At 57.6% G+C, this 15,523-nt stretch carries 14 protein-coding genes; 7 read left to right on the forward strand and 7 right to left on the reverse strand.

From position 1 onward, the window contains the following. Window positions 1-62: 62 nt before the first annotated feature. From E4K65_RS36055 to E4K65_RS36065, 3 genes are all read right to left on the reverse strand, one after another. Window positions 63-2,738: a PAS domain S-box protein gene (locus E4K65_RS36055; RefSeq protein WP_135178149.1), complete on the reverse strand. Its 2,676-nt coding sequence runs from the start codon at window positions 2,736-2,738 to the stop codon at window positions 63-65. Window positions 2,739-2,857: 119 nt separating this feature from the next. Continuing rightward, window positions 2,858-3,304: a hypothetical protein gene (locus E4K65_RS36060; RefSeq protein WP_135178150.1), complete on the reverse strand. Its 447-nt coding sequence runs from the start codon at window positions 3,302-3,304 to the stop codon at window positions 2,858-2,860. Between the two features lie 30 nt (window positions 3,305-3,334). After that, window positions 3,335-3,703, reverse strand: a complete 369-nt coding sequence (locus E4K65_RS36065; RefSeq protein WP_135178151.1) for an antibiotic biosynthesis monooxygenase family protein — start codon at window positions 3,701-3,703, stop codon at window positions 3,335-3,337. Between the two features lie 97 nt (window positions 3,704-3,800). On the opposite strand from E4K65_RS36065, the gene E4K65_RS36070 reads away from it, so the two are divergent. Both E4K65_RS36070 and E4K65_RS36085 read left to right on the forward strand, forming a co-directional pair. Continuing rightward, complete coding sequence (locus E4K65_RS36070) at window positions 3,801-4,274, forward strand: MarR family winged helix-turn-helix transcriptional regulator (protein ID WP_135178152.1); 474 nt, start codon at window positions 3,801-3,803, stop codon at window positions 4,272-4,274. A 2,663-nt stretch (window positions 4,275-6,937) separates the two neighbouring features. Continuing rightward, window positions 6,938-7,336, forward strand: a complete 399-nt coding sequence (locus E4K65_RS36085) for a hypothetical protein (protein WP_235885873.1) — start codon at window positions 6,938-6,940, stop codon at window positions 7,334-7,336. Window positions 7,337-7,425: 89 nt separating this feature from the next. Here E4K65_RS36085 and E4K65_RS36090 read toward each other — a convergent pair whose 3' ends face one another. The 4 genes from E4K65_RS36090 to E4K65_RS36105 form a co-directional block, all read right to left on the reverse strand. Then, on the reverse strand, window positions 7,426-8,022 hold the full coding sequence (locus tag E4K65_RS36090) for an anthranilate synthase component II (protein WP_167771427.1): 597 nt from the start codon (window positions 8,020-8,022) through the stop codon (window positions 7,426-7,428). Next, a complete protein-coding gene (gene pabB / locus E4K65_RS36095) occupies window positions 8,019-9,428 on the reverse strand; it encodes an aminodeoxychorismate synthase component I (RefSeq protein WP_135178154.1) in 1,410 nt (469 codons plus the stop codon). The genes E4K65_RS36090 and pabB overlap by 4 nt, the downstream gene beginning before the upstream one ends. A gap of 138 nt (window positions 9,429-9,566) precedes the next feature. After that, window positions 9,567-9,884 (reverse strand): Dabb family protein, encoded by a 318-nt coding sequence (locus E4K65_RS36100; RefSeq protein ID WP_135178155.1) that lies wholly within the window; start codon window positions 9,882-9,884, stop codon window positions 9,567-9,569. A gap of 132 nt (window positions 9,885-10,016) precedes the next feature. Continuing rightward, a complete protein-coding gene (locus E4K65_RS36105; protein WP_135178156.1) occupies window positions 10,017-10,652 on the reverse strand; it encodes a GntR family transcriptional regulator in 636 nt (211 codons plus the stop codon). A gap of 114 nt (window positions 10,653-10,766) precedes the next feature. On the opposite strand from E4K65_RS36105, the gene bioB reads away from it, so the two are divergent. The 5 genes from bioB to E4K65_RS36130 all read left to right on the forward strand — a co-directional run bounded on the left by bioB (window position 10,767) and on the right by E4K65_RS36130 (window position 15,292). Continuing rightward, on the forward strand, window positions 10,767-11,762 hold the full coding sequence (bioB, locus tag E4K65_RS36110) for a biotin synthase BioB (RefSeq protein WP_135178157.1): 996 nt from the start codon (window positions 10,767-10,769) through the stop codon (window positions 11,760-11,762). 50 nt (window positions 11,763-11,812) lie between these two features. Then, a complete protein-coding gene (panD, locus tag E4K65_RS36115; protein WP_135178158.1) occupies window positions 11,813-12,166 on the forward strand; it encodes an aspartate 1-decarboxylase in 354 nt (117 codons plus the stop codon). A gap of 77 nt (window positions 12,167-12,243) precedes the next feature. Next, entirely contained in the window at window positions 12,244-13,395 is a 1,152-nt protein-coding gene (locus tag E4K65_RS36120; protein ID WP_135178159.1) for an 8-amino-7-oxononanoate synthase, read from the forward strand. Continuing rightward, window positions 13,395-14,030, forward strand: a complete 636-nt coding sequence (gene bioD / locus E4K65_RS36125; protein WP_135178160.1) for a dethiobiotin synthase — start codon at window positions 13,395-13,397, stop codon at window positions 14,028-14,030. Before E4K65_RS36120 ends, bioD begins: the two co-directional genes overlap by 1 nt. Continuing rightward, the gene (locus tag E4K65_RS36130; RefSeq protein ID WP_126262152.1) at window positions 14,027-15,292 is read left to right on the forward strand and encodes an adenosylmethionine--8-amino-7-oxononanoate transaminase; all 1,266 of its coding nucleotides are present in this window, start codon (window positions 14,027-14,029) and stop codon (window positions 15,290-15,292) included. The genes bioD and E4K65_RS36130 overlap by 4 nt, the downstream gene beginning before the upstream one ends. The last annotated feature ends 231 nt before the right edge of the window (window positions 15,293-15,523 follow it).

The raw sequence follows: 15,523 nt of genomic DNA on the forward strand, positions 1-15,523 counted from the left end.
GACGGTCGCCTTTGTCGAGGCCTCGGCATTGCTGCCTTCATCTGGCGCGTCAAATCGTGCAGTCACGAGACGGCCTCCTTATGCAGCGGTAAGGCAAACTGGAACGTCGCGCCCGGTCCATTTTTGTGGACCATCGACAGTCGTCCTCCATGAGATTCCACGATCGACCGGCAGATCGAAAGACCCATTCCAAGGCCAGTCGATTTGGTGGTGAAGAAGGGATCCAAGACGCGGTCCGCGTCGTTCTCGGCGATGCCGACGCCACAATCGGTCACGGCAAGGTGGACGTGCCCCACATCGTCCTTCGATGATTGAATCAGCAGTTCGCGCGTCCTGTCTGTAACTGCATCCATGGCTTCAATTCCGTTCATCACCAGATTGATGATCACCTGTTGTAGCTGAATCCGATCGCCGAGGATCCTAGGCAGCCCTGCCGTCAACTCGGTTCGTAACGTCACTCGGTGGCTCACCAGCTCTCTTGTTACCAGCGCAATGACGTCCTTAACGACCTCATTGATATCGAGCAGCACCATCTCAATCTCGCCCTTCTTCGCGAGCGCGCGAATACGACGGATCACTTCGCTTGCCCGGATTGCGTCTTCGATGATCCACTCCACCGAAGAGCGCGCGGCGGAAAGATTAGGCGCTTCCCGGCCCATCCAACCGAGGCACGCATCGGCGTTGCTGATAATAGCGGCGAGTGGCTGGTTTATTTCGTGGGCGATGGAGGTTGTCAGCTCTCCTAAAGTCGTTACACGCGTCACATGCGCAAGCTCCGACTGTGCCTTTCGTAGTTCTTGTTCGGCTTGATCGGCGCGAATGGTAGCGGTGATGTCAGTGCTGACGCCACGGTAGCCGAGAAAATTGCCCTTTCCATCGAAAAAAGGCTTGCCACTCGTGCGGACGTAGATCGGAGAACCTGTCCGATTTACGGTGCGGTAGACGAGATCCCGAAACGGAAGATGGGCCTCCAATGTCGCCCGATGCTGCCGCCACTTCTCGGGTTCCTCTTCGACGTCGCACGCAATGTCCCAGCGAAGCAGGCCGGTCAATCCTGTCGCCAAAATTCCCGCAGCGCTGGTGTGCTCGGATAAGCGAGTGACCTGATGATCCGGCCCGGTCTCCCAGAGCCAGTCGGAAGCTGTTTCGGCGTAGTCGCGAAAGCGCTGTTCACTTTCGCGCAGCGCGGCAAGTGTGTTTTCCAGGCGTTCCCTAGCTGCGTGTTGCTCGGTCACATCCATATGTGTTCCGATCAGCTCGCTGACGTTGCCATCGCTGCCAACCACCACGTGCGCAACGGAGTGTATGCGTCTTATCCCGCCATCTGGTAGAAGGATACGAAAATCATGTTCGAACCGCCGCTCCTTGTGTTCAATCGCCTGGCGCTGCAGCTCCTGTAGCCGCGGCAAGTCCTCCGGATGGATGCGCGATCGAATGGTCTCGATCGATACCGGCTCTTGTGGACTAAAGCCAAACAGACGATCGACCTCGGCGGACCGATATATGAAATCTAGACGGTAGACGTCCCAGGACCAACTCCCCGTGTGACTGAGATGCTGGGCCTCGGCCAGATAGGCCTCGCTGCGGCGCAGCTGCTGCTCTGCTCGCCTCGCCGCCGTAATATCCGTAGCGGCCCCAACAAACTCGATGTCACCAGAGGCTTTTCTCGTCGCTCGTGCCTGCGCATGGATGTGCTTTACCGAGCCGTCCGGTAGCAGGAGCCGGTATTCGTGCTCGAAATCGCTCGGGTCTCGCATCGCGCGATCGATAATTTCTTTAACCGAAGCCCTATCATCCGGATGAGTGCGCTCAACGACAAGCTGCGGCCCCGGCGGCACTGTGTCAGGATCTAATTGGAAAATGCGAAATGTTTCCTTTGACCAGAAGGCCTCGCCCGTAGTGGGGTTCCAGCTGAAGCTGCCTGTGTGACTCAACTCCTGCGCCTGGGCCAAATGTGCTTCGCTCCGCTGCAGGGCGAGTTCGGTCCGCCTTCGCTGCGTGATATCTTCGCAGGCGATAAGGACAATGGGCTGCTCATCGCCCCAGAGCATGGCTTTGGCGTTTTCACGTACCCACAACACCGAGCCGTCCTTCCTGACTTTCCGGACGTCCCACGTGCGCGTTTGTCCGACATCCTCAAGGCACGTCCGAACGCATTCGCGAACGAAAGCGCGATCCTCCTCGAGAAATACGTCCAGCACTGATCGAGCGACCAGTTCAGCACGAGCATAGCCGAGTCGTGTCGCGCCGAGCGTATTGACGTTGAGGACAATGCCGGCTTCATCGACCATGAAGTACATGGCCGGATTGTGCTCGAAGATGGCGCGCCAGCGTTTTTCGCGATCCTCCAAATCGGCCGCACTCTGCTGAAGCTTGGCCGCAACGACACGCGCAGCCTCTCTTTCCTGGCGGAGCTTTCCGATCAGGTGCGCTCCCACAATCGAGGCAATAAAGAATGCAACAACCACCGGCAGATCTTGGGGGTCATCGATACGCAGGCTGAACGCCGGCGGCGCAAAGTAGTAAGCGAGAGCAGCTATGGCTATGATGCAAAGCGCGGACGACGCGATGAAGCTGCCCATCAACGAAAACAGCAATACCACCAACAAATAGGCGAACGCCGTCGCGGCGAAATGGGCGTGAAGGTACAAGCCAGCCAGTGTTACCACGGCCAGCGCTATGCCGCCGAAGGTAAACTGAAGGGCCGAACGTTCTAAACTGCTGATCGGGCTACGCATTCTGATACCATCCGGCTGTTCTCCGGCGGGAGAGCTATAACATTTTAGGGCGCGTACTCATAAAGCCACGACAATACCGGGCCTCAGGTCAGTTGTCCGCGCAGTTCTGGTTGAGGTGATCAAGCGGGTTTGTGGCGCAACCATCCCTTCATTTTGAGACCGTCCCGCATGTTGAGAGCAAGAAGTGTAATGTTTGTTGCGCCCGCGACGAGCTCGATCACCTGCACAGCATAGAACGTGGCATCGAATTCTGCCGCCTGAGCCTTGGACGCAAGGAAGAGCGCAGACGGAATAAGAATCAGGATGCCGTTTCCTGCAATGAATGGCATGCGCTTGAATTTGGCCCCGATCAGTCCGGCCCGGCGCGCCTTTGCCAAGATGACACCTGTACCACCGGTCGCAGCGAGCGCCGGAATCAGCAACAAGAAGCCCCACGGTATGGTGCTCTTAACCGCCGCAACTGTGGCATGGGACGCGAACAGCTCGCTGAGTACCGTCGACAGCCAAAATGTGCCGATCGTTCCGATAGCCAAGGCGCCAGCGACAGGGTGGATCAACTTGATCATGAGTATCTTCCCTTCCTAAAAAGAGCAGGCCTAGGCAACGCAGATGCCGGGCACGGCAATTTTCTGGAACAGATGAGGGGAGGCTATCGCGGAGGCCGGATAGCTGGCGATTTTTGCTAGAAAGTCAGGATGGGTGAAGGCCGCGCGGAAGTGTGCGGTGGATTCCCAGACGGCGTAGTTCAGATAGGTCGAGCTGTCGCCGAGAGCTCTGTGCAGCTGAGTGGAAATGAAGCCCGGCTGTCGCTTCATGAACGCTGCGTCGTCCTGCCAGGTCTTGAGAAAAGCCGCCTCATCGGCTTTGTCGAGTGTGAATGGGTTCACCAGGACGACCGAATTTGCCTCAATAGCGATCTGGCGGTCGATCGGGAAAGAAGGGTCAAGTGGGCGTAGCAGCGACATGAGTGCCTCATTTGCTATTTGATATGTGATGTCTAATTGGTATTATGATGACATAACACTTTGACATCATGATGTCAATAGAAAACAATGGTGACAAATGAAAAGAGCCAAGCGAACTCCGGAGGGTGACGCCCTGACCGACCTTGTTCTCGATCTATTCAGGCTCGACAGCCTATTTCTGACGGCCGGCGACCGTCTGGTCGCCCCGCTTGGCCTAACAAGCGCACGCTGGCAGGTGCTTGGCGCCATTGTGTCCGCCGAACGTCCCCAACCGGTTGCTTGGCTCGCACGTGACCTCGGCGGCAATCGTCAAAACGTGCAGCGGATTATCAATGATCTGCACAGAGAGGGCCTCGTATCTTTTGAGGTCAACCCGCATCACCGACGGGCGCAACTCGTCGTGCTCACTAAGAATGGACAGCACGCCTTCGAAGCCGCAATGGAGTTGCAGGCTCCCTGGATCAACGATCTTTCAGAAGGGCTGTCGGTCAAGGATATACGGATTGTCCATCGCGTGATCACGGCCTTGCGAGATAAGCTTGAGGGCAGCCGTGAGGACAAGTCGGCCTGACATGGCAAAAGCATTGTGATTGGCCGGGCGCCCGTGATTCAAGCTCCCAAACTGGGGCGAATCAGGCGCCATGAACTAACGGACTACGAATGGGCAGCTATCGAGTCTATGCTACCAAACAAGCTGCGTGGAGCCCCTCGGGTAAAACGACCGACGCGTCCTCAATAGTATCTTCTGGATGCGGCGATCTGGTGTATGGTGGATTTAATGAGTCTCAACCTTAGTACGCGGTTCGCGCGCCGGTTGCCCTCAAGCCGCACGACCTCATCGCGCAGAACCGTCCTCGGGATATCGTGCGGACTTCGAGTGTACAAAGCATCTAACACTGATCTTGTTAAATCATGATTATCGAGAATTAGTGGGAGGTGTTTTGCTGCCGACCTAAGGTTGGCAGTTCATCTAGGAGCTGCCGAGTGCATCTTCCAGAATAGCCTGAAGCCGCGCGGCTCCCTTTACCAGCTCGCGATCCAGGTCCGCTTTGATGGCTACGGCATAATCGTTGCCGAACTCTACGGCGTGGCCCGAATCGTTGTGGTCCAGCGTTCCTGGGGCAGGAGCTGATAGGCTCTTATACCCAGGGCGTGCGTATCGTTCGCGCAAGCAGCAACTCGTGCTTCATCATAGGGCGGGGCTTCGACTGTCGGCAGCAGATCGGCATCCAGCGCATCAGTTTAACTCCCCCACGAATACGCCTGGAGATCGACGAGAGAGTCCTCACATATGCTGTGGAATGTCGGCGCGCGCGTATATGACGTGCCGTCGGATCGCTTTGCGTGCAAGATGACATGCAGTTTGTTACCGCCTTGATCGCCGTTATGTTCGCTTGCGTGCAACGCTGCTCCAGGGTCCCCAGCCAGATGGACAACGAGCTTTAGCGCGCGCAACCTTCTTCCTCAGAGCGCGAATTGTCTTTGAGGATCGCAATCGCCGCCGGAAGACCTTCGAGGATGCAAGTTCCCTGGTCGTGTTCATCCTTGCAATCAAGAGCGTCGTCATATGTCGGCCGATCGATGTCGATGTCGATGAAATGCCAGCGGTAGGTGTCCTTTCCTTCTGGCGTTGAATTTACAGTCGTCCGCCCAGTTTGAGATGGCGGCCAACGAAGTGTGCCGATCGGCTCCTTGAGCTTGGGCCTGCGCTGCCGGACTTAAGTGCCGCTACGCCAGTTCCGCAATGACAGAATGGCGTGGCTGTCCCCACACTAGGGCGGAAGATGTGCTGCCAACAGCAGCGGTGCAGATCGCAAGTATGGATCTGACTGGTTGCCCAATATTGATGAACTGCGTCAAGTCGTTTGCGGACAGAGGCAGGTGCCTGGGTTACGGCACGTCGACCGGGGGCATGGATGCCGTCGGGCGTGGCACGAAGCCATTTTGGTGCCGGTCACGTGCCGCCAACATGATCGTAAAAGCCGCGAGGAGGATTAGGAGAGCGCGCATACAACAAGGATTACTCGAAACGATATATCGGAATTATGAAACGACTCACACCGCGGGCCTTGGTGGAGGGGCGGCTCTTACGGGGCATCGACGGCCTATTGGCCAGCAAACACCCCACAAATCTTTGATACTCGTTCGTTCTCGCCGGCAGCCGCCGAACAGTGGGAGGATTGCGCTTAAAAAATGCTTCTTTCCCTTGAAGACTGCAGGAATAGTGCAGCAAAATTTGAGTAGGAATCCGGTGATTGGCTATTCACCACGAAAGCAGCCGCCCCCTCGTGCTGCTTCCGGGCGCCATGAAGGACGGTTCATGCGCATCATGACATTGTGTCCGGCAGCCTGTTGGCGCTGACCGCGGCTGGGCTTGCGCTGCTTTGCTCTAGCCTGCTCGCATTTGCTTTCATTTTGATCCCGCAGCCGACCTTGGTCGCGCTAGGATCCCTGCGAGACCTCACGCAAGATGGTACGCAGCTGGACAGGGACGCTGGTATGTTTTCCACGTATGGAGGCCCGGCGCTTGCAGATGATCAGCTCAGGCATCCGTAGGGATCCGCTTCCTCGGTTCGCGTCGTTTTCGCATGTAGTGCCCTTCTTTCTGAACGGCCGACCTGATCTCCTGGCTGGCCTTCGTGCAGTTGCCCACTAACAACGCAATTCCCCTCCATCGAACGATATAGTTAGTCTTATGATTGCGCTCGCATCACGCGTTTGTTGCGTGTGTTGCGCAGCATTTTTGCGCCAACTCAACTTCGACGCTACGACAACGGATCCTCGAACAATCAGGCACAGGACCGCTGGAAGCCTCACCTAGCAAATCCCCGACTCGCATTGCCTTTCGGTGAGGCGGCCCTCTCAAGAGCACAGGTATGAATGTGCTTCACGGGTAATCCCCTCTACCGGCCCTCATTATTTACCTCACCACCCGCAGCGCAGTGCGTTGCTCGCAAAAACCCTGATGCGATCAAGACCCGGCTTTGGGGACAACATTGCTGAAAACGATGCAGCGGGGGGTGCGGCTTGCGGCAGCTCTTGACCATCTTCTGCTATCGCGGCAACGAGAACAACGAAAGCAGATCGAGATGATGAGAGCGGGGTGTGGCTGTGACGGATCAATCCCAAGCATCGGAGTTGCCGCCGGTCCTGCAGAGACCGTCGAAAGGCTTTCGGCGGAGCTTTGCTCTTCTAGCCTTATTGCTCGTTCTTTGCGCCGGAGGAGCCTATTTTTTGACGAATATGAATATCGAAATGTTTGCCGAGGCGCCGTCGGCTCATGAAATCGTGCCTCCTACGTTTGGCTTGTCACCTGAGGATAGGGACGTCCTTTTAGGTATCCAATCAGGGCAGCAGAAGACGGCCGATGAAGTTGCCAAGCTCAATCGCAACGTCGACGCGCAGCAAGCCGAGCTAAAGCGGATCTCGGATCAGATCACAGCCCTGACCCAAAGATTCGAGGAGCTGCACAATCCGGCGCTTGTTGCCTCTCCTGCTCCTGCTGCTTCTTTCCCACCCGTGCGCACCACATCCAAGCCGGCCAAGAGAGACGTCCGGCCCTCGAAGCCGCAAGGTCCGGTTTCCGTCGGAGGCGCGCCGCTGACTGCGGAGCCGAGCACCGAACAGCGCTGATTGCCACAAAATGCCTGCCATATGACGCTGCGTCTTTCAACCAAGTCAGAAACCAACCGTCCACCATCTTGATGCGCAGGCCGAGCCTCTCATTGCTCCGCGCGGTTTCGGAAATCCTCCGTGAGTCGCAAGAAGTTCATAAGCAGGACGTGCCCCTGTGAGGTAAGTATCGACTCAGGATGGAACTGGACCCCATAGGTGGGATAATAGCCGTGCGTGAGGGCCATGATCTCGCCTTCCTCCGAACGCGCTGTCACTATGAGGTTCTGCGCACATGACTGATCAAGCTCGACGATAAGAGAATGGTAGCGTCCGACGTCAAGCGGGGTTGGCAGCCCCTTGAATAACCCTCGGCCGTCATGCGCAACGTATGAGCCCTGACCGTGCATGGGCCGATGCGCACGCGCCACCCGTCCTCCGAAAGCGCTCGCAATACACTGATGTCCAAGGCAGATGCCGAGAATTGGTACGCGTCCCGAAAGTTCGCGAACCACTGCTGTCGATATTCCTGCCTCAGTTGGAGTGCAGGGGCCGGGCGATATGACCACCGCGCGGGGCTTGAGACCAACGAGCTCGCCGATGCTGATAGCGTCGTTTCGGATCACTTCCGTTGCTTCACTGAGCTTGTGGAAATAGCGGGCAATGTTGAACACGAAGGAATCGTAATTATCGATGATGACAATCAAAATGCACCAGCTGGTTCAGAACCGAATGCATCAAAGATTCGCTCTGCCTTGGCGAGCGTTTCCTCGTATTCGGCCTCGGGCTCCGACAGGGCCGTTATACCGCCGCCCGCATGAAACACAGCCAGGTCACCGTCGATGGTGACGGTGCGGATCGCAATACTTGTGTCCATGTGCCCGTTGAAGCCGATGAAGCCGATCGCCCCACAATAGACCTCTCGCGCTATGCGCTCGATTTCTGTAATAATTTCCATCGACCGCAGCTTTGGCGCTCCCGTAATGGAGCCCCCGGGAAAGCAAGCTCGGAGCAGGCTAACGGCGTCTTCCCCTCCGGCCAGTTCCCCCGTAACGATCGACACGAGATGGTGCACCGAGGCATAGGACTCGAGACTGCACAGAGCCGGAACCTCGACCGAATGCGCAGTGCAAACGCGTGACAGATCGTTTCGCAAAAGGTCGACAATCATCGTATTCTCGGCATGATCCTTTTCGGAAGCGAGGAGAACAGCCGCACGGCGGTGGTCTTCATTGAAATCAGGCGAACGCGCGATCGTGCCCTTGATGGGTCGTGTCTCGACTTGTTGCTCGTTAAGCTTCAGGAATCGTTCCGGCGAACTTGATGCAATGGTCAGCTTTCCCCATCGCAGCAGGGCCGCAAAAGGCGCCGGATTCAATGATCGTAGCTGGCAATAGAAGGCGAGCGGATCAAACGAGGTCGGCAGGCGGGTGCTGAAACGCTGCGCAATATTCGTCTGGAACACGTCACCCGCCAGGATCAAGTCGATCACGCGTTGTACCGCCGCAATGTAGCCCTCGCGGCTGAAGTTCGAGCTCCAAGCGCCTGCTTTGCTGGCACAACCATTCTGTGGCGCCATTGGACGGTCAAGGAATGCTGCAAACTCGTCAGCTCGACGACGCGCTCGTTCGCTCCGTCGCGCGCGATCCTGCTCCGGCCATCCGGTCGAGACAATCCAGCATTTGTTATCCCGATGGTCGAAGCTGATGACCACGTCATAGAAATGCAGGATGGATTGGGGCAAACCCAGACCGACAATTGCCGGCGCAGACAATCGCTCCAATGTCCTGTTCATGTCGTAGGCAAGGTAGCCTGCCGCTCCTCCCTGGAACGGCGGGAGATCGGGACGATGCTCTTGCGGGTGCTTCGCGAGTAGCGTGCGAAGGACCTTCCATGGATCGGCCTCGAGAGTCAGACCGTTCCAACTGGCTTGGCCGTTCGCGACCCTATAGGTGCTGAACGGGTCACACGTTACATATGAGTAGCGCCCAAGCAGCTCGTGCCTTGCTGCGCTATCGAGAAACGTGAGATGCGGTCGATGCCCAAGACGTCGCATCGCTGTGACAGGTTCAATCCACTGCAACTCGCGAACGTACATCGGGTTATAGGTCACCGGCCGCTGACGTCGTGAAAGTGTCGTTCCATCTGTTGCCCCACCCGATGAGAGCGACGCCTGTCTGCGATGGCATGAAACTTGAGGCCATTGCCAAACTAACCCGGCGGTGGACTTTTTGCTGCCACAGCACCTCGATCATCCTGCCGTTGAGGCGAAAGGGGTATCTATTGATACATCGTAGTCGGCCGCGAACCGCAGCTCGCGGAGCGGTCGGACCCGTTTGATCGATTCCTGGTAGAGATGGTGCGCTTTGTACGCTGCGAGCTCCGTCTCGCTGTCGAACTCACCATAGACCACGATGTCAATATCATTGCCGAGCTGATCGGTCTTGCGGTTGCGGGCAACCTCAAGCCGGCGCGCATGTGGTATCGCGGTGAGACGCGAAAGACCGTCGATGATCTGGTCGATATGCGCCTTGTCCTTGGCGCTGAAGAAGACGATGTGACGAATCATGGCCGTCCGGAGATGTCGCTAGCGGGGGCATAACTAGCTGGGAATAGAACCCGTTGCAATGAGGCTAGTCACTTGCTGCATGCTCGTCGCTTGCGATCGTCAGCGATCCGCAATGAAGCTTGCCAGAGTTGCTCAGGACGCGGGAAGGGTAAGGCGCTCAATGGTTTGAATGTGCCGCGTCAGCAGATTACAGGCTTGATCGATATTGCGCGTTCGCAAGGCTTGCAGAATCAGGCGGTGATCTTGATTGGAGCGCGGTCGCCAGCCCACCGATCGCGCCATCGCGAATACCAATCGAGAATTGGCAAGCTGCAGTCCATCGAGGCTCGCGAGCAGACGCGGCATTCCGCACGGCGCGACCAAGGCTTGGTGAAAGGCGCGGTTGGCCATCTCAAACTCCTCGATCGTCTTTGCACTGTCTCCTTCGATCACGGTGAGCTCGATCCGAGCCAAATGAGCTGTTGTGAGCCTTGGCCCCGAATGGCGCAATGCCACCACTTCCAGCGCAGCGCGCATTTCGGCGATCTCCTTCACTGAATGGGTATCGAGCGGGGCAACCCGAACACCGCGGCGTGGCACAGCGACAACAAGATGTTGTGCCTGCAGCTGCCGAAAGGCCTCGCGCACCGGGACGTGGCTGGAATTGAATTCTCGTGCAACGTGATCCTGACGCAGTGGCGCGCCTGGCTCTAAGGCGCCGCTGATAATGCGCTCAGCGATTGAGTCCGCGATGCGCGCGACCATCGTCATGTTGTCAGCAGTGATCATAGATTATCTACCGCAATAACCGGTGCATTTGCGAGGCAGCTCGATTAGCATCTCTTCGAGAGCGGTGACTATAGATAATTCACACGATTATCTACAATTGAGCGGGATTGGATTATGGATGCTGCTGCGCAAGTCCGACGGAAGGGAGCAAGCAAAGGGGCGCAGGTTCGTCATCATTGGAACGTCGAACGGGCTAAGGCGCTCTACGACCTGCCTTTTGCCGACCTGATGTTTCAGGCGCAGCGCGCTCATCGCAAGAGCTTCGATCCAAACCACGTCGAAACCGCGAGCCTGCTCAGCATCAAGACCGGCGGCTGCCCGGAAGACTGCGGCTACTGCTCGCAAAGCGCGCATTACGAGACCGGCCTGAAAGCCACCCGTCTGATGCGTTGCCCAGATGTGATTGCGATTGCGCAGCGCGCGAAGGATGCCGGCGCCATGCGCTTCTGCATGGCCGCGGCCTGGCGCACGCCAAAAGATCGCGATCTTGATTCCGTCTGCCACATGGTCAACGCGGTCAAAGGACTCGGCATGGAAACGTGCGTCACGCTGGGCATGCTGACGCCGAAGCAGGCCGCGCGCCTCGCCGAGGCCGGCCTTGACTTCTACAATCACAACGTCGACACATCACCCGAGTTTTACAGCAAGATCATCACGACCCGTAGCCTGCAGGACCGCATCGATACGCTGGCGCATGTGCGCGATGCCGGCATCAAGATCTGCTGCGGCGGGATTATCGGGATGGGCGAGCACATCGAGGACCGCCTAGGTATGCTCGTGCTGCTCGCCAATCTTCCCAGCCATCCCGAAAGCGTGCCGATCAACCTATGGAACAAGATCGAAGGCGTGCCGGTGGAAGACACCGCGGAGCCTCCCGATCCGATCGCGCTGGTCCGCCTGGTGGCGACCGCGCGGATCATGATGCCAAGGAGTGTGGTTCGCTTGTCCGCCGGGCGGCAATACATGAGCGATGAATTGCAGGCGCTTTGCTTCTTGGCCGGCGCAAATTCGATCTTCATCGGCGACGTGCTCTTGACCACCAAAAACCCGAAAGTTGATCGCGATGCGGATCTCCTGGCCCGGCTCGGCATCACGTCCGGGCTCGCCTGACGAAAGCAGTGCGCGCAATATGTTGCCCCTACATCCAGCCTAGGTGAGAAATGCAGATAACTTTGATGAAGGGAAAAATCCATCGCGCCTCAGTGACCGAAGCTGATCTGCACTATGAAGGCTCGATCTCGATAGATCGTGCGCTCCTGGAGGCAGCGGGAATGGTGATCAACGAGCGCGTCGAAATCTACAATGTCGAAACAGGAACGCGCTTTGCCACCTACGTGATCGAGGCGCCGCCGAGGTCTGGCACGATAAGCCTGAACGGTGCGGCCGCACGGCTGGCGATGCCCGGAGACAAGATCATCATCGTTGCATATGCCTCATTCGACGAGGCCGAAGCAAAGATATTCAAGCCACGCATTGTGCGTGTGGACGGAGACAATCGCATCCTGGCAAGTTGAACCTAACGGGCCATCCTTCCTTCTTAAACGGCCAACGCATTTTCTGCGTAATTTGATGCGATCGGTGGGAGTTGTGAATGCGGTCAATTCAAACAGCTAGACTTAGTCCCTACGTCGCAGCGTTGAATGCCTTGAACGAAGATAAACGGCTGCGCTGCCTCAAGCCGCGCGTGGGGATCGATTTCGCATCAAACGACTATCTGGCGCTCGGGAGCGCCCCGCGCATCAAAAAGGCGATGGTCGCCGCGCTCGAGGCGGGCACTCCGGTTGGAGCCGGCGGGTCGCGGCTTCTGCGCGGCAATTGCGAGGAGCATGAACGGCTCGAAACGGAAGCTGCTCAGTTCTTTGGCGCGGAGGCAGCGCTTTTCTTTGGAGGTGGCTACATCGCAAATTTTGCCCTCCTGACAACGCTGCCGCAGCGCGGCGATCTGCTCGTTCTCGACTCGCTCGTGCACGCCAGTATTCACGAGGGGGCGCGAGCCGGCCGCGCAGAGTGCCGAATTCACGCGCACAATGATTCCCAGTCAATCGAAGACGCAATTCGCGACTGGCGAGCCAAAGGTGGAGCGGGCCGCGTCTGGATTGTGGCTGAAAGTCTCTACAGTATGGATGGCGACTTCGCTCCACTCGAAGAGCTGGTGGCAATCGCCGATCGCCATGATGCATTTCTGATCGTGGATGAGGCTCATGCCACAGGCGCTTACGGGCTTCAGGGACGAGGGCTCACAGCCCCTTATGACAGGCGCGACAATCTCATCGTCGTTCATACCTGCGGTAAAGCACTCGGTACGGCGGGTGCACTTGTTACGGCCTCCGGCATTCTGCGCGATTTCATGGTCAATCGCTGCCGTCCGTTTATCTTTGCCACGGCCCCATCACCATTGATGGCCGTTGCCGTTCGAGAGGCACTCCTCATCCTGCAGGAAGAGCCGGAGCGGCAGCAACGGCTGGCCAAACTTGTTTCGTTCGCGCATCGGCAGATCACCTCCCTTGGTTTGCACACGCCGTCGACCTCTCAGATCGTGCCGTACATAGTGGGTGACAATGCTCATGCAATGCGACTTGCCTCTGCTCTGCAGGCGCGCGGCTTCGACATCCGCGGAATTCGGCCGCCAACCGTCCCAGCAGGCACCGCGCGTTTGCGAATTTCGTTGACACTGAATGTTGGGGAAGCGGACGTGCGCGCAATGCTCGATGCGCTTGTTGAGGTGACAAGGGGCTCGTTTTGATGAATAAGCGGATCGTCGTGACCGGTACGGACACCGGGGTCGGCAAAACGGTATTTTCCGCAGGGCTCGCCGGCCTTCTCGGCGCGAATTACTGGAAGCCGGTCCAGGCTGGACTGGAACAAGAGACCGACTCCGCGTGCGTCCGCCGCCTCGGCGGCCTCTCGGCCGATCGGATTGTCCCGGAGCTCTATCAACTTCGGACGCCTGCGTCGCCCCATTACGCCGCGGAGATCGACGGCGTTCGCATAGACACAGAGACGCTTGGACTGCCGGACAGCGGCGAGCGGCAACTGGTGATCGAGGGCGCCGGCGGGCTCATGGTGCCGCTGACAGCGCGCACTCTTTACATCGACATCTTCGAACGCTGGCAGCTTCCCGTTGTGCTTTGCGCCAGGACGGGACTGGGCACAATCAATCACTCTCTGCTCTCCATAGAGGCTCTGCGGAAGCGTCAGATTCGAATCCTTGGAATTGCGTTCATTGGCGAAAGAAACGCGGAAACTGAAAGCGCGATTTGCGAGATCGGGAGAGTGCGTTGGTTGGGACGGCTCCCGTGGCTTGTTCCGCTCACGGACGAAAGGCTGCAGGCCGCTTTCAAAGACTCCTTTCTTGGCAGTGATTTCCTGAACCTATGAGGATAGCCAAGAGGTCGCCGATCTGGCACCCGTTCACGCAGCATGCTCTACAGCCGGACATGACGAAGGTGCTGCGGGGAGAGGGGGCTTATCTCTACACCGAAGATGGCCGACGCCTTATCGATGCAATCTCCTCCTGGTGGGTCGTGACCCACGGCCATTGCCATCCATGCATCGTGAACGCGATCCGAGAACAGGCAGGCAAGCTCAACCAGGTCATCTTCGCCGGATACACTCACGACCCGGCTGAGCAAGTTGCGACGGAACTATTGAAGCTCACCTGCCCGGCGCTCGAGCATGTGTTCTTCTCCGATAGCGGGTCAACCAGCGTCGAAGTCGCGCTGAAAATGGCGCTCGGCTACTGGCACAATACCGGAAGACAGCGAACCCAAATTGTGGTGATGCAGCACTCGTACCATGGCGACACGATCGGGGCGATGTCGGTAGGTAGCCGAGGCGTTTTCAATGCGGCCTACGGGGCGCTGATGTTCGAGGTGACCTCGATTCCGTTCCCGGCAAGAGATCGTGAGCAAATAGCGCTCGATGCGCTTGAAAACGCGTGTCGAAACGAACATCCGGCAGCCTTTATCGTGGAGCCCCTGATATTGGGTGCCGGTGGAATGCTGATGTATTCTCCCTCGGTGCTAAGAGAGATGAAGCGGATCTGCGAAGCCTTCGACGTCCTGTTCATTGCCGACGAGGTCATGACGGGCTGGGGCCGGACGGGTAGCTTGTTTGCGTGTGAGCAGGCCGATGTGACGCCCGATATTGCCTGCTATTCGAAAGGCCTCACGGCTGGGGCCCTGCCGCTCGCCGTCACACTCTGTCGTGCCGATATTTTCGATGCGCATTATTCTGAAGATCGCACGCGTACGTTTTTCCATTCGAGCTCATATACGGCCAATCCAGTGGCCTGCGCCGCCGCCAAGGCCAATCTGGACCTATGGCAGCAACAGGAATATCGCAGGCGGGTGGCATCCCTGGCCAGGATGCAAGAACAGGCACTCGCGCCATTTTGCGCCGATTCACGGTTCGCAAACGTCCGACGCACAGGAACAGTCACAGCGCTTGAACTCAACACGAGCGATGCCGGCTATCTGGCGGACATCGGGCCGAAGCTTTTGGCTTTCTTCCAAGCGCGGAATCTGCTGTTACGCCCACTCGGTAATACGATCTACGTGATGCCGCCTTACTGCGTTACGGCGGCCGACCTTGATGAAATCTATGCTGCCATCCGTGACGCTGCGGACTTGCTGATGTGAGGTGCCATAAAAGTTGCAATCGTCTGCAGTGACAGGATCTTGCAAGGCGAAAGTGTCCGTATTGCTGCCGTTTGATAGTGCAAGGAGGATGCTGCGCCTACGGCTAGCAGGCTAATCGTGCTTTAAGCACTTGCTTTAATCGTTCCTGATTCAACTCGCGCAGTAATCCTGCGGACTAGCTATGAAAGCGCAGCATTTAGCTGAAATGCCGGACGAATTGTCTCAATCACG

It is taken from the genome of Bradyrhizobium niftali (assembly GCF_004571025.1).
In the GTDB taxonomy this organism is placed as follows: Bacteria; Pseudomonadota; Alphaproteobacteria; order Rhizobiales; family Xanthobacteraceae; genus Bradyrhizobium; species Bradyrhizobium niftali.